The sequence below is a fragment of the Enterobacter sp. 01-M-03-SI-ECC genome (genome assembly GCF_047530215.1).
Classification (GTDB): domain Bacteria; phylum Pseudomonadota; class Gammaproteobacteria; order Enterobacterales; family Enterobacteriaceae; genus Enterobacter; species Enterobacter chengduensis.
Genome location: NZ_JBLKDA010000004.1, coordinates 171,152 through 189,406 on the forward strand (window position 1 = coordinate 171,152; position 18,255 = coordinate 189,406).

Below are 18,255 nucleotides of genomic sequence, written 5' to 3' on the forward strand. Positions count from 1 at the left end.
AAAGGACAATAACATGCCTGAAGGTCCGGAGATCCGCCGCGCGGCGGATAGCCTGGAGGCGGCGATAAAGGGCAAACCGTTGACGGATGTCTGGTTTGCTTTTCCTCAGCTAAAACCGTTTGAATCACAGCTGGTGGGGCAGACGGTGACCCACATTGAAACGCGCGGCAAAGCCTTGCTGACGCACTTTTCCCATAACCTGACGTTATATAGCCATAACCAGCTTTACGGCGTCTGGCGAGTGGTGGAGGCGGACGAGCAGCCGCAAACCACGCGCGTGCTGCGCGTCAGGCTGCAAACGGCGGATAAGGCGATCCTGCTCTATAGCGCGTCGGATATCGAAATGTTAACGCCGGAGCAGCTGCTCACGCATCCGTTTCTGCAGCGGGTCGGGCCGGACGTGCTGGACATGCGCCTGACGGCGAGCGACGTGAAGGCCCGGCTGCTATCGCCTAAATTCCGTAACCGACAGTTTTCCGGTCTGTTCCTCGACCAGGCCTTTCTGGCCGGGCTGGGCAACTACCTGCGGGTAGAGATCCTCTGGGAAGTCGGGCTGGCGGCGCAGCGTAAAGCGTCTCAGCTGAATGATGAACAGCTGGAGGCGCTATCCCACGCGCTGCTGGATATTCCGCGGCTGTCGTACAACACGCGCGGCGTGGTGGATGAGAACAAGCATCACGGGGCGCTGTTCCGGTTTAAGGTGTTTCATCGGGCGGGGAAAAAGTGCGAGCGGTGCGGCGAAATTATCGACAGGATGATGCTCTCTTCCAGACCGTTTTACTGGTGCCCGCACTGTCAGACATAAAAAAGCCGGGTGGCGGCTACGCCTTACCCGGCCTATGTTTCGCACTTGTAGGCCCGTTAAGCGTGAGCGCCACCGGGCTTATCTTTTAACGCTTCAGGTCAGACTTAAAATCACGCTGCTCGTAGCCGGTGTACAGCTGACGAGGACGGGCGATTTTCATGCCTTCGCTGTGCATTTCGTTCCAGTGCGCAATCCAGCCTACGGTACGGGCCATGGCGAAGATTACGGTGAACATGGAGGACGGAATGCCCATCGCTTTCAGAATAATGCCAGAGTAGAAATCGACGTTCGGGTAGAGTTTCTTCTCGATGAAGTACGGGTCGTTCAGCGCGATGTGTTCCAGCTCCATCGCCACTTCCAGCAGGTCATCTTTGGTACCCAGCTCTTTCAGCACTTCGTGGCAGGTCTCACGCATCACGGTGGCGCGCGGGTCGTAGTTTTTGTAAACACGGTGACCGAAGCCCATCAGGCGGAAGGAGTCATTCTTGTCTTTCGCGCGACGCACGAACTCAGGGATGTGCTCAACGGTGCTGATCTCTTCCAGCATCTTCAGTGCCGCTTCGTTCGCGCCGCCGTGCGCCGGTCCCCACAGGGAGGCGATGCCCGCCGCGATACAGGCGAACGGGTTCGCGCCTGAAGAGCCTGCGGTACGCACGGTAGAGGTAGAGGCGTTCTGCTCGTGGTCAGCGTGGAGGATCAGAATACGGTCCATCGCGCGTTCCAGCACCGGGTTCACTTCGTACTCTTCGCACGGCGTGGAGAACATCATGCGCAGGAAGTTACCCGCATAGGAGAGGTCGTTGCGCGGATACACAAACGGCTGGCCGATAGAGTATTTGTAGCACATCGCCGCCATGGTCGGCATTTTGGACAGCAGGCGGAACGCCGCGATATCACGATGGCGCGGGTTGTTCACGTCAAGGGAATCGTGGTAGAACGCCGCCAGCGCGCCGGTAATCCCGCACATCACCGCCATTGGGTGAGAGTCACGACGGAACGCATGGAACAGACGGGTAATCTGCTCATGGATCATAGTGTGACGGGTCACGGTGGTTTTGAATTCATCGTACTGTGCCTGCGTCGGTTTTTCGCCGTTCAGCAGGATGTAGCACACTTCCAGATAGTTGGATTCGGTGGCTAACTGATCGATGGGGAAGCCGCGATGGAGCAGGATACCTTCGTCACCGTCAATGAAGGTGATTTTGGATTCGCAAGATGCGGTAGAGGTAAATCCAGGGTCAAAGGTAAACACACCTTTAGAACCCAGCGTACGGATATCAATAACATCCTGACCGAGCGTGCCTTTTAGCACATCCAGTTCAATAGCATCACCACCGTTGAGGGTGAGTTTTGCCTTTGTATCAGCCATTTACGGTCTCCTTAGCGCCTTATGCTTAAGACTGCGCTTTACCGGATTTGCTTTCAGCTGTTAATCACCGTTACCAGATTGTTATTTGGCTTACCGCTCAGCTCACGAGGACAAACCAGGGTACAGAGCTATGGCGCCTTGCAGGTAAACGAATGAAATATCAGTGAAACAACAGCAAATCAGCGTTTTTGCAGTCCGAATTATTCAAACCTGTATATCACTAATAACTGTCCTGATAACTTCGGTCAATACCATCACACTGTTACATAACTATTTGTCAGGTGAAAGAGAGACCTCATAACTTTTGCGCATTATATGCCTTTTCTGATGACGTTTGTAACAATATTGTTTAACATTTGTCAAATCAGATGATTAAAAATTAAAAAGATGTTGTTATCGTGACTCTGATCACTGTTCCAGAGAAAACCCGACAAACTGTATGTAGGTTAATTGTAATGATTTTGTGAACGGCCTATACTGCCGCCAGGTCTCCGGAACACCCTGCAATCCCGAGCCACCCAGCGTTGTAACGTGTCGTTTAAGCATCTGGAAGCACTGTTTTGCATGACGCGCAGTTATAGAAAAGGAACGCTGCTTGACCCGCATCGCAGTCCGGAGGAAGGAAACAATAAGAACAGCATGTGGGCGTTATTCATGATAAGAAATGTGAAAAAACAAAGACCTGTCAATCTGGATCTCAAAACGATCCGGTTCCCTGTAACAGCAATAGCGTCCATTCTGCACCGTGTTTCGGGTGTGATTACGTTTGTGGCGGTCGGCATTTTGCTGTGGTTACTGGGCACCAGCCTCTCTTCCCCTGAAGGTTTCCTCCAGGCCTCTGCCATCATGAACAGCTTCTTCGTGAAATTCATCATGTGGGGCATTCTGACCGCGCTGGCGTATCACGTCGTTGTCGGCGTTCGCCATATGCTGATGGACTTTGGCTACCTGGAAGAGACTTTCGAAGCCGGGAAACGCTCCGCTAACATTTCATTTGTGATTACAGTCGTGCTTTCACTTCTCGCAGGAGTTCTCGTATGGTAAGCAACGCCTCCGCATTAGGACGCAACGGCGTACATGACTTCATCCTGGTCCGTGCTACCGCCATCGTTCTCACCCTTTACATCATCTATATGATCGGTTTCTTCGCGACCAGCGGCACGCTGACGTGGGAAATCTGGAGTGGGTTCTTCGGATCCGCCTTCACCAAAGTGTTCACCCTGCTGGCTCTGTTCTCCATCCTTATTCATGCCTGGATTGGTATGTGGCAGGTGTTGACCGATTACGTTAAACCGCTGGCAATTCGCCTTCCTCTGCAGCTGGCCATTGTGGTTGCACTGGTGGTTTACGTTATTTATGGATTCGTTGTGGTGTGGGGTGTGTAATGAAACTGCCAGTCAGAGAATTTGATGCTGTTGTAATTGGTGCCGGTGGCGCAGGTATGCGTGCCGCACTGCAAATTTCCCAGAGCGGCCAGACCTGTGCGCTGCTCTCAAAAGTGTTCCCAACCCGTTCCCACACCGTGTCCGCGCAGGGCGGTATCACCGTTGCGCTGGGTAACTCCCATGAAGATAACTGGGAATGGCACATGTACGATACGGTAAAAGGTTCCGACTACATCGGCGACCAGGATGCCATCGAATATATGTGTAAGACCGGCCCGGAAGCGATTCTGGAGCTGGACCATATGGGCCTGCCGTTCTCCCGTCTGGAAAACGGCACCATCTACCAGCGTCCGTTTGGCGGCCAGTCGAAAAACTTCGGCGGCGAGCAGGCGGCACGTACCGCGGCGGCGGCTGACCGTACCGGCCACGCGCTGCTGCACACTCTGTATCAGCAGAACCTGAAAAACCACACCACCATCTTCTCCGAGTGGTACGCGCTGGATCTGGTTAAAAACGCCGACGGCGCAATTGTTGGCTGTACCGCGCTGTGCATCGAAACCGGTGAAGTGGTTTACTTCAAAGCCCGCGCGACCGTGCTGGCGACCGGCGGCGCAGGCCGTATTTACCAGTCCACCACCAACGCGCACATCAACACCGGTGACGGTGTCGGTATGGCTATCCGCGCGGGCGTGCCGGTGCAGGATATGGAAATGTGGCAGTTCCACCCAACCGGTATCGCCGGTGCGGGCGTTCTGGTAACGGAAGGCTGCCGTGGTGAAGGTGGTTACCTGCTGAACAAACACGGCGAGCGCTTCATGGAGCGTTATGCCCCGAATGCGAAAGACCTGGCGGGTCGTGACGTGGTGGCGCGTTCCATCATGATCGAAATCCGCGAAGGCCGCGGCTGCGACGGCCCATGGGGTCCACACGCGAAGCTGAAGCTCGACCATCTGGGTAAAGAAGTTCTCGAATCCCGTCTGCCGGGCATCCTCGAATTGTCCCGCACCTTCGCACACGTCGACCCGGTAAAAGAGCCGATTCCGGTTATCCCAACCTGCCACTACATGATGGGCGGTATTCCGACCAAAGTGACCGGTCAGGCGCTGACCGTGAACGAGCAGGGCGAAGACGTGGTCATTCCTGGCCTGTTCGCGGTAGGCGAAATTGCCTGCGTATCCGTACACGGCGCCAACCGTCTGGGCGGCAACTCGCTGCTGGACCTGGTGGTGTTTGGTCGTGCGGTGGGTCTGCATCTGCAGGAATCCATTGCCGAGCAGGGCGCGCTGCGTGACGCGACCGACGACGAAATTGATGCCTCGCTTGAGCGCCTCAACCGCTGGAACGGCAACCGTAACGGCGAAGATCCGGTGGAAATCCGTAAGGCGCTGCAGGAGTGCATGCAGCACAACTTCTCGGTATTCCGTGAAGGCGACGCGATGGCCAAAGGTCTTGAGCAGCTGAAGGCGATCCGCGAGCGTCTGAAAAATGCCCGTCTGGACGATACTTCCAGCGAGTTCAACACCCAGCGCGTTGAGTGCCTGGAGCTGGATAACCTGATGGAAACCGCGTTCGCGACCGCGATGTCGGCAAACTTCCGTACCGAAAGCCGTGGCGCGCATAGCCGCTTCGACTTCCCGGATCGTGATGACGAAAACTGGCTGTGCCATTCCCTGTACCTGCCAGAGTCGGAATCCATGACGCGTCGTAGCGTCAACATGGAACCGAAACTGCGTCCGGCGTTCCCGCCGAAGATTCGTACTTACTAATGCGGAGACAGGATAATGAAACTCGAATTCTCAGTTTATCGTTATAACCCGGATGTTGATGACGCTCCGCGCATGCAGGACTACACCCTGGAAGCGGAAGAAGGTCGCGACATGATGCTGCTGGATGCGTTAATCCAGCTGAAAGAAAAAGACCCAACGCTGTCGTTCCGCCGCTCCTGCCGTGAAGGGGTGTGTGGCTCTGACGGTGTGAACATGAACGGCAAAAATGGCCTCGCCTGCATCACGCCAATTTCAGCGCTGCAGCGTCCTGGTCAGAAAATTGTTATCCGTCCTCTGCCAGGCCTGCCGGTCGTGCGCGATTTGGTGGTAGACATGGGGCAATTCTATGCACAATATGAGAAGATTAAGCCTTACTTATTGAATAATGGGCAAAATCCACCCGCTCGCGAGCACTTACAGTCTCCTGAGCAGCGTGAAAAACTCGACGGGTTGTACGAGTGTATTCTCTGCGCATGTTGTTCTACGTCCTGCCCGTCGTTCTGGTGGAACCCGGACAAGTTTATCGGCCCGGCCGGTCTGCTGGCTGCCTATCGCTTCCTGATCGATAGCCGCGACACCGAAACCGACAGCCGTCTGGAAGGACTGAGTGACGCTTTCAGCGTATTCCGCTGCCATAGCATCATGAACTGCGTCAGTGTGTGTCCGAAGGGGCTGAACCCGACGCGCGCCATCGGCCATATTAAGTCGATGCTGCTGCAGCGCAGTGCGTAAGTAACGTTGCCGGATAGCGCTGCGCTTATCCGGCCTACGAAACTGTAGGCCCGGTAAGCGTAGCGCCACCGGGCAAAATGCAGAAACCTTTAAAAACTGCCCTGAAGTCTAGACAGTTTCTAAAGGTTCCTTCGCGGGCCACATAGAGCTCGCAGGTGAACCCCGGCACGTACACGCGGTGTGCGTGGTAGTTTCTACGGCGAAAGTAAGCATAAAAATGCTTAAGGGATCACGATGCAGAACGGCGCAATGAAAGCCTGGCTGGACTCTTCTTTCCTTTCTGGTGCAAACCAGAGCTGGATTGAACAGCTCTATGAAGACTTCTTAACCGATCCTGACTCAGTGGACGCAAACTGGCGTTCCATGTTCCAGCAGTTGCCTGGTACAGGGGTCAAACCGGATCAATTCCATTCCAAAACACGTGATTATTTCCGTCGTCTGGCGAAGGATGCCTCACGTTACTCTTCTGCGATTTCCGACCCTGACACCAATGCGAAGCAGGTTAAAGTCCTGCAGCTTATCAACGCTTATCGCTTCCGCGGTCACCAGCATGCGAATCTCGATCCGCTGGGACTGTGGAAACAAGACCGTGTGGCCGATCTCGATCCGGCGTATCACGATCTGACCGAGGCCGATTTCCAGGAAAGCTTTAACGTAGGTTCCTTTGCCATCGGCAAAGACACGATGAAGCTGGGCGATCTGATTGATGCGCTCAAGCAAACCTACTGCGGCTCCATCGGCGCGGAATACATGCACATTACCTCTACCGAAGAGAAACGCTGGATCCAGCAGCGCATCGAATCCGTAGCGGGCCATGCGACCTTCTCGGCAGACGAGAAAAAACGCTTCCTGAACGAACTGACCGCAGCGGAAGGGCTTGAGCGCTATCTGGGCGCGAAGTTCCCGGGCGCAAAACGCTTCTCGCTGGAAGGCGGCGACGCGCTGGTGCCGATGCTGAAAGAGCTGATTCGTCACGCGGGCAAGAGCGGCACCCGTGAAGTGGTGCTGGGCATGGCGCACCGCGGTCGTCTGAACGTGCTGGTCAACGTGCTGGGTAAAAAACCGCAGGACCTGTTCGACGAATTCGCGGGCAAACATAAAGAACACCTCGGCACCGGCGACGTGAAGTACCACATGGGCTTCTCGTCGGATATCGAAACCGAAGGCGGTCTGGTTCACCTGGCGCTGGCGTTTAACCCGTCACACCTGGAAATCGTTAGCCCGGTGGTTATCGGTTCCGTGCGCGCGCGTCTGGATCGTCTGGACGAGCCGAGCAGCAATAAAGTGCTGCCGATCACCATCCACGGCGATGCGGCGGTCACAGGGCAGGGCGTGGTTCAGGAAACCCTGAACATGTCGAAAGCGCGTGGTTACGAAGTGGGCGGTACCGTTCGCATCGTGATCAACAACCAGGTGGGCTTCACCACCTCTAACCCGCTGGATGCGCGTTCTACTCCGTACTGCACCGACATCGGTAAGATGGTGCAGGCGCCAATCTTCCACGTTAACGCGGATGACCCGGAAGCCGTTGCCTTCGTTACCCGTCTGGCGCTGGACTTCCGTAATACCTTCAAACGCGATGTGTTCATTGACCTCTTCTGCTACCGCCGTCACGGCCACAACGAAGCGGATGAGCCAAGTGCAACCCAGCCGCTGATGTACCAGAAAATCAAAAAACACCCGACCCCGCGCAAAATCTATGCTGACAAGCTGGAGAGCGACAAAGTGACGACGCTGGAAGATGCGACCGAAATGGTCAACCTCTACCGCGACGCGCTGGATGCGGGTGAATGCGTGGTGAAAGAGCTGCGTCCGATGAACATGCACTCCTTTACCTGGTCGCCGTACCTCAACCACGAGTGGGATGAGAGCTACCCGAACAAGGTGGAGATGAAGCGCCTGCAGGAGCTGGCTAAACGCATCAGCACCGTGCCGGACGCTATCGAGATGCAGTCTCGCGTGGCGAAAATTTACGCTGACCGTCAGTCCATGGCGGCAGGCGAGAAGCTGTTCGACTGGGGCGGCGCGGAAACGCTGGCTTACGCAACGCTGGTTGACGAAGGCATTCCTGTGCGTCTGTCCGGTGAAGATGCGGGCCGCGGCACCTTCTTCCACCGTCACGCGGTGGTTCACAACCAGTCCAACGGTTCAACCTATACTCCGCTGCAGCACGTGCACAACGGTCAGGGCCAGTTCAAGGTCTGGGACTCCGTGCTGTCTGAAGAAGCGGTACTGGCTTTCGAATACGGATACGCCACGGCGGAACCGCGCACCCTGACCATCTGGGAAGCGCAGTTCGGTGACTTCGCCAACGGTGCGCAGGTCGTTATCGACCAGTTCATCTCCTCCGGCGAGCAGAAGTGGGGCCGCATGTGCGGTCTGGTGATGCTGCTGCCGCACGGTTATGAAGGCCAGGGTCCGGAGCACTCCTCCGCGCGTCTGGAACGCTATCTGCAGCTTTGCGCCGAGCAGAACATGCAGGTCTGCGTGCCGTCTACCCCGGCGCAGGTGTACCACATGCTGCGTCGTCAGGCGCTGCGCGGTATGCGTCGTCCGCTGGTGGTGATGTCGCCGAAATCCCTGCTGCGTCACCCGCTGGCGGTGTCCAGCCTGGACGAGCTGGCCAACGGCACCTTCCTGCCAGCCATCGGTGAAATTGACGAGCTGGATCCGCAGGCCGTGAAGCGCGTGGTGATGTGTTCTGGTAAGGTTTATTACGACCTGCTGGAACAGCGCCGCAAGAACGATCAGAAAGATGTCGCCATCGTGCGTATCGAACAGCTTTATCCGTTCCCGCATCAGGCGATGCAGGAAGTGCTGAAACCTTACGCTCACGTTCATGATTTTGTCTGGTGCCAGGAAGAGCCGCTCAACCAGGGCGCATGGTACTGCAGCCAGCATCATTTCCGTGAAGTGATTCCATTTGGGTCAGCCCTGCGTTACGCAGGTCGCCCGGCCTCCGCCTCTCCGGCGGTAGGGTATATGTCCGTTCACCAGAAGCAGCAACAAGATCTGGTCAATGACGCGCTGAACGTCGATTAATTAAAGGATACAAAATGAGTAGCGTAGATATTCTTGTTCCCGACCTGCCTGAATCCGTAGCAGATGCGACCGTCGCTACCTGGCACAAAAAACCAGGCGATGCCGTTAAGCGCGATGAAGTGCTGGTAGAAATCGAAACTGACAAAGTGGTACTGGAAGTACCGGCTTCGGCGGATGGCGTTCTGGACGCGGTGCTGGAAGATGAAGGTACCACCGTCACCTCTCGTCAGATCCTGGGTCGCCTGCGTGAAGGCAACAGCGCGGGCAAAGAGTCCAGCGCGAAATCTGAAGAGAAAGCCTCTACGCCGGCTCAGCGCCAGCAGGCTTCTCTGGAAGAACAGTCTAACGACGCGCTCAGCCCGGCGATCCGTCGCCTGCTGGCTGAGCACAGCCTTGACCCGGCAGCCATCAAAGGCACCGGTGTGGGCGGCCGTCTGACCCGCGAAGACATTGACAAGCACCTGGCGAAAGCGCCTGCTCAGGCGGCAGAAGCGAAAGCTCCTGCGGCCGCGCCAGCAGCTCAGCCTGCTCTGGGCGCCCGCAGCGAAAAACGCGTGCCAATGACCCGCCTGCGCAAGCGCGTGGCCGAGCGTCTGCTGGAAGCGAAAAACTCTACCGCGATGCTGACCACCTTCAACGAAGTCAACATGAAGCCCATCATGGACCTGCGCAAGCAGTACGGCGACGCGTTTGAAAAACGTCACGGTATCCGTCTTGGCTTTATGTCCTTCTACGTGAAGGCGGTGGTTGAAGCGCTGAAACGCTACCCGGAAGTGAACGCGTCCATCGATGGCGATGACGTGGTTTACCACAACTATTTCGACGTCAGCATGGCGGTTTCTACTCCACGCGGCCTGGTCACCCCGGTTCTGCGTGATGTGGATACCCTGGGTATGGCTGACATCGAGAAAAATATCAAAGAGCTGGCCGTGAAAGGCCGCGACGGCAAGCTGACCGTAGACGATCTGACCGGCGGTAACTTCACCATTACCAACGGCGGCGTATTCGGCTCGCTGATGTCTACCCCGATCATTAACCCGCCGCAGAGCGCGATCCTGGGTATGCATGCCATTAAAGATCGTCCGATGGCGGTAGACGGTAAAGTTGAGATCCTGCCGATGATGTACCTGGCGCTCTCTTACGACCACCGCCTGATCGACGGCCGCGAGTCCGTGGGCTTCCTGGTCGCCATTAAAGAGCTGCTGGAAGATCCAACGCGTCTGCTGCTGGACGTCTAGTAACGATTTAGCATCACCTGCCCTGTAGGCCGGATAAGCGTAGCGCCATCCGGCACACAGACCGCGCCGGTCTACAGGTTTGAAGATAACGATTACCCTGAAGGATGGATAGAACACATGAACTTACATGAATATCAGGCCAAACAGCTGTTTGCCCGGTATGGCTTACCGGCTCCGGTGGGTTATGCCTGTACTACCCCGCGTGAAGCAGAAGAAGCCGCATCTAAAATCGGTTCCGGCCCGTGGGTAGTTAAATGTCAGGTTCACGCTGGTGGCCGTGGTAAAGCGGGCGGTGTGAAGGTTGTTAAGAGCAAAGAAGAGATCCGTGCGTTTGCGGAACATTGGCTCGGCAAGCGCCTGGTGACCTACCAGACGGATGCGAACGGCCAGCCGGTTAACCAGATCCTGGTTGAAGCCGCGACCGACATCGCCAAAGAGCTGTACCTGGGCGCGGTTGTTGACCGTAGCTCCCGTCGCGTGGTGTTCATGGCGTCTACCGAAGGCGGCGTGGAAATCGAAAAAGTGGCGGAAGAGACTCCGCACCTGATCCACAAAGTGGCTATCGATCCGCTGGCGGGCCCAATGCCTTACCAGGGTCGCGAGCTGGCGTTCAAGCTGGGCCTGGAAGGCAAGCTGGTTCAGCAGTTCACCAAGATCTTCATGGGTCTGGCGACCATCTTCCTGGAGCGCGATCTGGCGCTGATCGAGATCAACCCGCTGGTGATCACCACCCAGGGCGATCTGATCTGCCTTGACGGCAAGCTGGGCGCTGACGGCAACGCGCTGTTCCGCCAGCCGGATCTGCGCGAAATGCGCGACCAGTCTCAGGAAGACCCGCGTGAAGCACAGGCTGCACAGTGGGAGCTGAACTACGTGGCGCTGGACGGCAACATCGGCTGCATGGTTAACGGTGCGGGCCTGGCAATGGGCACCATGGACATCGTTAAGCTGCACGGCGGTGAGCCAGCAAACTTCCTCGACGTAGGCGGCGGCGCAACCAAAGAGCGCGTAACCGAAGCGTTCAAAATCATTCTCTCTGACGACAACGTGAAGGCCGTTCTGGTGAACATCTTCGGCGGTATCGTCCGTTGCGACCTGATCGCCGACGGTATCATCGGTGCGGTTGAAGAAGTGGGCGTTAACGTTCCGGTAGTTGTGCGTCTGGAAGGTAACAACGCTGAACTCGGCGCGAAAAAACTGGCTGACAGCGGCCTGAATATTATTGCAGCGAAAAGTCTGACGGATGCAGCTCAGCAGGTTGTTGCCGCAGTGGAGGGGAAATAATGTCAGTTTTAATTAATAAAGATACCAAGGTTATCTGCCAGGGCTTCACCGGTAGCCAGGGGACTTTCCACTCCGAACAGGCGATTGCCTACGGCACCAACATGGTTGGCGGCGTAACGCCAGGTAAAGGCGGCACCACCCACCTGGGCCTGCCGGTGTTCAACACCGTGCGTGAAGCCGTAGAAGCAACCGGCGCTACCGCCACCGTGATCTACGTTCCGGCACCGTTCTGCAAAGACTCCATTCTGGAAGCGATCGACGCGGGTATCAAACTGATCATCACCATCACCGAAGGCATCCCGACGCTGGATATGCTGACCGTGAAGGTGAAGCTGGATGAAGCCGGTGTGCGCATGATCGGCCCGAACTGCCCAGGCGTGATCACCCCGGGCGAATGCAAAATCGGCATCATGCCGGGCCACATTCACAAGCCGGGCAAAGTGGGCATCGTCTCCCGTTCCGGTACCCTGACTTATGAAGCGGTTAAGCAGACCACCGATTACGGCTTCGGCCAGTCCACCTGCGTGGGCATCGGCGGTGACCCGATCCCGGGCTCTAACTTCATCGACATCCTGAAGATGTTCCAGGAAGATCCACAGACCGAAGCGATCGTGATGATCGGTGAGATCGGTGGTAGCGCGGAAGAAGAAGCGGCTGCTTACATCAAAGAACACGTGACCAAGCCGGTTGTAGGTTACATCGCCGGTGTAACCGCGCCGAAAGGCAAGCGTATGGGTCACGCAGGCGCGATCATCGCCGGGGGTAAGGGTACGGCTGATGAGAAATTCGCAGCGCTGGAAGCCGCAGGCGTGAAGACCGTTCGCAGCCTGGCGGATATCGGCGAAGCACTGAAATCCATCATTAAGTAAGTCCTCTCTGCTCCCCGAGAGGGGGCGTTGCAGTATAAAAATGTCCGTTTCGACATGGTTGGCCGCTGTAAAGCGGCCTTTTTTATTGCCTGCGTCTGGCGACTAGCGTGAACTTGTAATCATCGGTATTGAACACGTTGCGGCTGTATTCAAATACCCGTCCGTCCTTCAGAAACCCGCGGGAGACTTTTTCCAGGATCGGCTTTCTCGGATCGAGTGACAGCGCGGCGATCGCCTCCTCTGACGGCATGATCGGCACCAGCTCCTGCTCGCTGCGATCGATAACCAGCTTTTTGATCTGCTCAACGTAGTGGTATTTCGAGTTTTCCATCACTTCCCAGGTGAGGTCGGGGAACATCGCCAGCGGCATCCACGTCTCTTCCAGATTCACCGGTTTCTGTTTGATAAAACGAACGCGTTTGACGTGCCAGACTTTATCGTCATGAGCGATATTCAGCTTTTCGGCAAGTTTTTCATCGGCTTTCAGTACTTCGAAAGTGCTCACCTCGCTGTGGGAATCCACGTTCCGGTCTGCCAGTTTTTCGTAAAAACCGGTGAGCTGGTAAATGTCGTAATTGACGCGCTCTTCTTTTACGTAGGTGCCGCTGCCCTGAATGCTCTCAACGATCTGCTCTTCCGTAAGCAGCTTCAGCGCCTGTCGCACCGTGACGCGGCTAACGTTGAATGCCTCCTGAAGGCTGGATTCCGTCGGTAACGCATCGCCGGGTTTTAACTCACCCGCAGTAATTTTCTCGCGAAGCGCATCGGCTATCTGCCGGTACATCGGTTTGTGACCCATCGAATCTGCCTTTCTAATACCTTTTCACGGAATTATGCCTTCAGCCTGAAATTTGTAAATAATACCAATTAAATACAAATTTAGCGTTGTTAGTGAAAATGATCACATAAATGTATTGAATGACCTGCCACAATTGCCGCCAGACAATAACAACTTAAGTGTGAGGATCTCATGAACCTGACGACTCTGACCCACGCCCGTGCTGTCTGCGTGCAGGCACGCTATGCCAGCCGTGATGAGGCCATTCGCCAGCTTACGATGCGGCTGGTGGCGCTGGGCAAAATTACTGATGGCGAGGCATTTTTGGCGGAGGTCTACCGCCGCGAATCGCAGGGGCCAACGGCACTGGGTGAAGGGCTGGCTGTCCCGCATGGTAAATCGAGCGCGGTGAACGAAGCGGCTTTTGCGGTTGCTACGCTGAGCGAACCGCTGGAGTGGGAGGGGGTGGACGGCCCTGAAAACGTTGAGCTGATTGTCCTGCTTGCCATCCCGCCTGCTGAAGCGGGATCCACGCATATCCAGGTGCTGACCTCACTGACGTCTCGCCTGGCAGATGATGCGCTTCGGGAACGCGTTATGGCTGCAGCGACGGCGGAGGATCTCCTTGATGCGCTGAACGGGGTCTCGCAGGAAGACGAGGTTGCCCCGTTGCTGAATGCACCCACCGTCGTCTGCGTCACCGCCTGTCCGGCTGGGATTGCCCATACCTACATGGCGGCTGAGTACCTGGAAAAAGCGGGGCGTAAGCTGGGCGTCAACGTGGTGGTCGAAAAGCAGGGGGCGAACGGCATTGAGGGTCGCATCACCGCGCAGCAGCTGCGGGAGGCGAAAGCGTGCATTTTTGCGGCAGAAGTGGCGATTAAAGAGAGCGAGCGCTTTCAGGGGATCCCCGCCCTTTCCGTGCCCGTCGCGGAACCCCTGCGGCATGCTGAAGCGCTCATTGAGCGCGCGCTGGCGCTAAAGCCTTCTACCGTCGCGCGGCATGCGCAGGTCGATACCGAAACGAAAAAGAGCGTTAAAGCTGAACTCAAGCAGGCGCTTCTCAGCGGCATCTCCTTCGCGGTGCCGCTGATCGTCGCCGGCGGTACGGTGCTGGCCGTTTCAGTGCTGCTGGCGCAAATCCTGGGCCTGCAGCACCTGTTCGACCAGGAAAACTCGTGGCTGTGGCTATACCGCAAGCTGGGCGGCGGCATGCTCGGCATATTGATGATCCCGGTTCTGGCGGCCTATACCGCTTACTCGCTGGCGGATAAACCCGCCCTGACGCCGGGCTTTGCGGCCGGTCTGGCTGCCAATATGATCGGCTCGGGTTTTCTCGGGGCTATCGTTGGCGGGCTAATCGCGGGCTACCTGATGCGCTGGGTGAAAAATCATATTCGCCTGAGTAGCCGGTTCAACGGCTTCTGGACGTTTTATCTCTATCCGGTCATTGGCGTACTGGGTGCAGGCAGCCTGATGCTGTTTGTCATCGGTGAGCCGGTGGCCTGGCTTAATAACACGCTCACCGCCTGGCTTAATGGGCTGTCCGGCGCGAATGCGCTGCTCCTCGGGGCGATCCTCGGATTTATGTGCTCATTCGATTTGGGTGGCCCGGTCAATAAAGCCTCTTACGCGTTCTGTCTGGGCGCGATGGCTAACGGGGTATACGGTCCTTATGCCATCTTTGCCTCCGTCAAAATGGTGTCGGCCTTCACCGTTACGGCCTCAACGTTGCTGGCGCCGAAGCTGTTCAAATCGTTTGAAATTGAAACCGGTAAATCCACCTGGCTGCTTGGCCTCGCGGGCATTACCGAAGGGGCGATTCCAATGGCGATTGAAGATCCGCTTCGCGTCATTGGTTCATTTGTGCTTGGCTCCATGGTCACAGGCGCGATTGTCGGCGCGATGGGGATCGGGCTGTCTACGCCGGGGGCCGGTATTTTCTCTCTCTTTTTACTTCACGATGCCGGGTTGAGTGGTGTGGTTGCGGCGGCGGGCTGGTTTGGCGCGGCGCTGGTGGGGACCGCTATCTCCACCTTTGTTCTGCTGCTCTGGCGACGCCAGGCGGTGAAAAAGGGCAGCTACGTCACTGAAGACGCCATACCGTAATAACGCACACACAGGAAACGAAGATGAAAGCCGTATCTCGCGTTCATATCACGCCGCATATGCACTGGGACCGTGAGTGGTACTTCACCACCGAAGAGTCGCGTATTCTTCTGGTCAATAATATGGAAGAGATCCTGACCCGTCTGGAGCAGGATGACGAGTATAAATATTATGTCCTCGATGGACAGACGGCGGTGCTGGAGGATTATTTTGCCGTCGTGCCCGAAAACCGCTCTCGCGTGAAGGCGCTTGTCGAACGAGGGAAACTCATTATCGGCCCCTGGTATACCCAGACCGACACCACGATTGTGAGCGGCGAGTCGATTGTCCGCAACCTGATGTACGGCATGCGCGACTGCATGGCGTTTGGCGAGCCGATGAAGATCGGTTATCTACCGGATTCGTTTGGTATGTCCGGCCAGCTTCCGCATATCTATAACGGATTTGGCATTACGCGCGCGATGTTCTGGCGCGGCTGTTCTGAGCGACACGGGACCGATAAAACCGAGTTTCTCTGGCAGAGCCAGGACGGCAGTGAAGTGACTACGCAGGTGCTGCCGCTGGGCTACGCGATTGGTAAGTACTTACCGGAGGATGAAGCCGGTCTGCGAAAACGGCTCGACAGTTATTTCGAGGTGCTGGAAAACGCCTCCGTCACCAACGAGATTTTGCTGCCCAACGGCCACGATCAGATGCCCCTGCAGCAGAACATTTTCGCGGTGATGGAGACGCTTCGTGAAATCTATCCCCAGCGTCAATTTGTGATGAGTCGGTTTGAGGAGGTGTTTGATCGCATCGACGCGCACCGCGACGCCCTGGCGACGTTAAAAGGGGAGTTTATTGACGGGAAATACATGCGCGTTCACCGGACCATCGGCTCCACCCGCATGGACATTAAAATCGCCCATGCGCGTATCGAGAACAAAATTGTCAATATCCTCGAGCCGCTGGCGACGCTTGCCTGGACGCTGGGCTTCGACTACCACCACGGTCTGCTGGAGAAAATGTGGAAAGAGATCCTCAAAAACCACGCTCACGACAGCATCGGCTGCTGCTGTAGCGACAAGGTGCACCGTGAGATTGTCTCCCGCTTTGAGCTGGCTGAGGACATGGCTGACAACCTGGTGCGTTTCTCTATGCGCAAGATTGTCGACAACATGCCGCAAAGCGATGCCGATAAGCTGGTTATGTTCAACCTGATGCCCTGGCCGCGTGAAGAGGTGATAAACACCACGATTCGGCTGCGCGCCAGCCAGTTCCGCCTTCGAGATGAAAAAGGCAATGAAATCCCCTGCTTCATCCGCAGCGCGCGCGAGCTCGACCCGGGTCTTATTGACCGGCAGATTGTCCATTACGGCAATTACGAACCGTTTATGGAGTTTGATATTCAGATCCGCCAGATACTGCCGTCGATGGGCTACCGCACGCTGTTTATCGAACCAAACGTGGCCGGGAAGGTGCTCCCTGCGGTGAAAAACACCGAATCCTTACTTGAAAATGCCTTCTGGCAGATTGACTTAAATGACGACGGCACGCTGCGCCTGCGCGACAAAGAGACCGGGCTTATTTATGACCGCGTGCTGGAGCTCGAGGAGAGTTCCGATGATGGCGATGAGTACGACTACTCGCCGTCGCGGGAAGAGTGGAGACTTACTTCAGCGCAGGGTGAACATCAGGTTAAGGTCACGCACGAGGGCTGGCAGAGCAGGGCGGCTATCCGCCATCGGATCGCCGTTCCGGCTAATCTGGCCGAGCGCGCCGCTCGCCAGCGAAACGGCTACGTCGACGCTGAGTTTGAGATTACGCTCAGTCATAACAGCAGACGCATTGATGTGGCGGTGCGTATTGATAACCAGGCCGACGACCACCGCGTTCGGGTACTCATCCCAACGCCGTTTACCACTCAGGAAGTGTTAGCGGATACGCAGTTTGGCACGCTCACTCGCCCGGTGCAGGATGCGGCGATGGCAAGCTGGCAGGAGGAGGGGTGGAAAGAAGCACCGGTTCCCGTCTGGAATTTACTCAACTATGCCGTCCTGCAGGAAAAGCGAAACGGGCTGGCGCTGTTCACCGAAGGACTGCGTGAGTTTGAAGTGGTGGGGGATGACAAAAAAGCCTTCGCCTTGACCCTGTTGCGTGGCGTAGGTGTACTCGGCAAAGAGGACCTGCTGCTGCGTCCGGGCAGACCTTCGGGGATCAAAATGCCTGTTCCTGACTCTCAGGTTCGCGGGCCGTTAACCTGCCGCTTTAGCCTCTTCAGCTTCAGCGGCACGCCGGAAAACGCGGGCGTTGCGCAGCAGGCTAAAGCATGGTTAACGCCGGTGCAGTGCTATAACAAAATTCCCTGGGACGCGATGAAGCTGAATCGCGCGTCGTTTATCACGCCGGAAAGTTACAGTCTGCTCGCGCTTTCGCCCACGGGGTGCGTGCTCAGTACGCTGAAAAAGGCTGAAGATCGTGATGAGCTCATTCTCCGCCTGTTTAACCCTTCAGAGTCCAGCGCATGTGACACGACGTTATCCATGAATCCGAGGGTGAAGCGGTGCCGCGAGACGGACATGAATGAACGCATAATGGAACGGTGTGAAGGAGAGGGGATTGCGGGGGCATTCAGGCCCGGGCAGTCGCGAACCTTTAGTATTCTTATCGCCTGACCATTGATTCGAAAAAGGCTGCAGAAGGTGCGGCCTTTTTTCATTAAATAGTCACATGACGGTGTTAAGTTATGGAGTGATAAAAGTAAAATAAATGTAATTGCGAAGGGCCGCAAAAATTCAATGGAAAAATAACCCGGCCCGACTATGCTTTATTGGTTGTCGTACATCGAAAGGATGCTTTTCTTTCGCGTTAATTAAAATCACTTCTGTTTATATTTTTT

General features: G+C 56.2%; 13 protein-coding genes. 11 read left to right on the forward strand and 2 right to left on the reverse strand.

The genetic code is table 11. The features are described 5' to 3' along the window. Window positions 1-13 precede the first annotated feature (13 nt). On the forward strand, window positions 14-805 hold the full coding sequence (gene nei, locus ACMWKK_RS05920) for an endonuclease VIII (RefSeq protein WP_112781285.1): 792 nt from the start codon (window positions 14-16) through the stop codon (window positions 803-805). Window positions 806-890: 85 nt separating this feature from the next. Here the strand turns inward: nei and ACMWKK_RS05925 are convergent, their stop codons facing one another. Then, entirely contained in the window at window positions 891-2,174 is a 1,284-nt protein-coding gene (locus ACMWKK_RS05925) for a citrate synthase (RefSeq protein ID WP_045325825.1), read from the reverse strand. A gap of 639 nt (window positions 2,175-2,813) precedes the next feature. Here ACMWKK_RS05925 and sdhC point away from each other — a divergent pair. The 8 genes from sdhC to sucD all read left to right on the forward strand — a co-directional run bounded on the left by sdhC (window position 2,814) and on the right by sucD (window position 12,490). Beyond that, window positions 2,814-3,218 (forward strand): succinate dehydrogenase cytochrome b556 subunit, encoded by a 405-nt coding sequence (gene sdhC, locus ACMWKK_RS05930; RefSeq protein WP_020684965.1) that lies wholly within the window; start codon window positions 2,814-2,816, stop codon window positions 3,216-3,218. Further along, complete coding sequence (sdhD, locus tag ACMWKK_RS05935; protein ID WP_008501088.1) at window positions 3,212-3,559, forward strand: succinate dehydrogenase membrane anchor subunit; 348 nt, start codon at window positions 3,212-3,214, stop codon at window positions 3,557-3,559. Before sdhC ends, sdhD begins: the two co-directional genes overlap by 7 nt. Continuing rightward, the gene (gene sdhA, locus ACMWKK_RS05940; protein ID WP_023310789.1) at window positions 3,559-5,325 is read left to right on the forward strand and encodes a succinate dehydrogenase flavoprotein subunit; all 1,767 of its coding nucleotides are present in this window, start codon (window positions 3,559-3,561) and stop codon (window positions 5,323-5,325) included. Before sdhD ends, sdhA begins: the two co-directional genes overlap by 1 nt. Window positions 5,326-5,340: 15 nt before the next feature. Further along, window positions 5,341-6,057 (forward strand): succinate dehydrogenase iron-sulfur subunit SdhB, encoded by a 717-nt coding sequence (sdhB, locus tag ACMWKK_RS05945; protein ID WP_008501090.1) that lies wholly within the window; start codon window positions 5,341-5,343, stop codon window positions 6,055-6,057. A 234-nt stretch (window positions 6,058-6,291) separates the two neighbouring features. Beyond that, window positions 6,292-9,099 carry a 2-oxoglutarate dehydrogenase E1 component gene (gene sucA, locus ACMWKK_RS05950; protein WP_112781286.1) on the forward strand — a complete coding sequence of 936 codons (2,808 nt, stop codon included), beginning with the start codon at window positions 6,292-6,294 and terminating at the stop codon, window positions 9,097-9,099. A gap of 14 nt (window positions 9,100-9,113) precedes the next feature. Then, window positions 9,114-10,337 (forward strand): 2-oxoglutarate dehydrogenase complex dihydrolipoyllysine-residue succinyltransferase, encoded by a 1,224-nt coding sequence (odhB, locus tag ACMWKK_RS05955; RefSeq protein ID WP_045325831.1) that lies wholly within the window; start codon window positions 9,114-9,116, stop codon window positions 10,335-10,337. A gap of 117 nt (window positions 10,338-10,454) precedes the next feature. Next, window positions 10,455-11,621, forward strand: a complete 1,167-nt coding sequence (gene sucC, locus ACMWKK_RS05960) for an ADP-forming succinate--CoA ligase subunit beta (protein WP_006809579.1) — start codon at window positions 10,455-10,457, stop codon at window positions 11,619-11,621. Further along, window positions 11,621-12,490: a succinate--CoA ligase subunit alpha gene (gene sucD / locus ACMWKK_RS05965; protein ID WP_045325834.1), complete on the forward strand. Its 870-nt coding sequence runs from the start codon at window positions 11,621-11,623 to the stop codon at window positions 12,488-12,490. Before sucC ends, sucD begins: the two co-directional genes overlap by 1 nt. Window positions 12,491-12,572: 82 nt before the next feature. On the opposite strand, the gene ACMWKK_RS05970 is transcribed toward sucD, so the two are convergent. Further along, window positions 12,573-13,289: a GntR family transcriptional regulator gene (locus ACMWKK_RS05970; protein ID WP_112781287.1), complete on the reverse strand. Its 717-nt coding sequence runs from the start codon at window positions 13,287-13,289 to the stop codon at window positions 12,573-12,575. Window positions 13,290-13,460: 171 nt separating this feature from the next. Here ACMWKK_RS05970 and mngA point away from each other — a divergent pair, with 171 nt between their 5' ends. Both mngA and mngB read left to right on the forward strand, forming a co-directional pair. Beyond that, a complete protein-coding gene (gene mngA / locus ACMWKK_RS05975) occupies window positions 13,461-15,377 on the forward strand; it encodes a PTS 2-O-a-mannosyl-D-glycerate transporter subunit IIABC (RefSeq protein ID WP_112781288.1) in 1,917 nt (638 codons plus the stop codon). A gap of 23 nt (window positions 15,378-15,400) precedes the next feature. Then, complete coding sequence (gene mngB, locus ACMWKK_RS05980; protein WP_112781289.1) at window positions 15,401-18,031, forward strand: mannosylglycerate hydrolase; 2,631 nt, start codon at window positions 15,401-15,403, stop codon at window positions 18,029-18,031. Window positions 18,032-18,255: the final 224 nt, after the last annotated feature.

Bases quoted from the DNA above. Each gene is read 5' to 3' on its own strand.
- ACMWKK_RS05925 (WP_045325825.1), bottom strand. From the start codon at position 2,174: ATGGCTGATACAAAGGCAAAACTCACCCTCAACGGTGGTGATGCTATT.
- sucA (WP_112781286.1), top strand. From the start codon at position 6,292: ATGCAGAACGGCGCAATGAAAGCCTGGCTGGACTCTTCTTTCCTTTCT.
- sucD (WP_045325834.1), top strand. From the start codon at position 11,621: ATGTCAGTTTTAATTAATAAAGATACCAAGGTTATCTGCCAGGGCTTC.
- sdhB (WP_008501090.1), top strand. From the start codon at position 5,341: ATGAAACTCGAATTCTCAGTTTATCGTTATAACCCGGATGTTGATGAC.
- sdhD (WP_008501088.1), top strand. From the start codon at position 3,212: ATGGTAAGCAACGCCTCCGCATTAGGACGCAACGGCGTACATGACTTC.
- mngA (WP_112781288.1), top strand. From the start codon at position 13,461: ATGAACCTGACGACTCTGACCCACGCCCGTGCTGTCTGCGTGCAGGCA.
- nei (WP_112781285.1), top strand. From the start codon at position 14: ATGCCTGAAGGTCCGGAGATCCGCCGCGCGGCGGATAGCCTGGAGGCG.
- sdhA (WP_023310789.1), top strand. From the start codon at position 3,559: ATGAAACTGCCAGTCAGAGAATTTGATGCTGTTGTAATTGGTGCCGGT.
- ACMWKK_RS05970 (WP_112781287.1), bottom strand. From the start codon at position 13,289: ATGGGTCACAAACCGATGTACCGGCAGATAGCCGATGCGCTTCGCGAG.
- sucC (WP_006809579.1), top strand. From the start codon at position 10,455: ATGAACTTACATGAATATCAGGCCAAACAGCTGTTTGCCCGGTATGGC.
- odhB (WP_045325831.1), top strand. From the start codon at position 9,114: ATGAGTAGCGTAGATATTCTTGTTCCCGACCTGCCTGAATCCGTAGCA.
- sdhC (WP_020684965.1), top strand. From the start codon at position 2,814: ATGTGGGCGTTATTCATGATAAGAAATGTGAAAAAACAAAGACCTGTC.
- mngB (WP_112781289.1), top strand. From the start codon at position 15,401: ATGAAAGCCGTATCTCGCGTTCATATCACGCCGCATATGCACTGGGAC.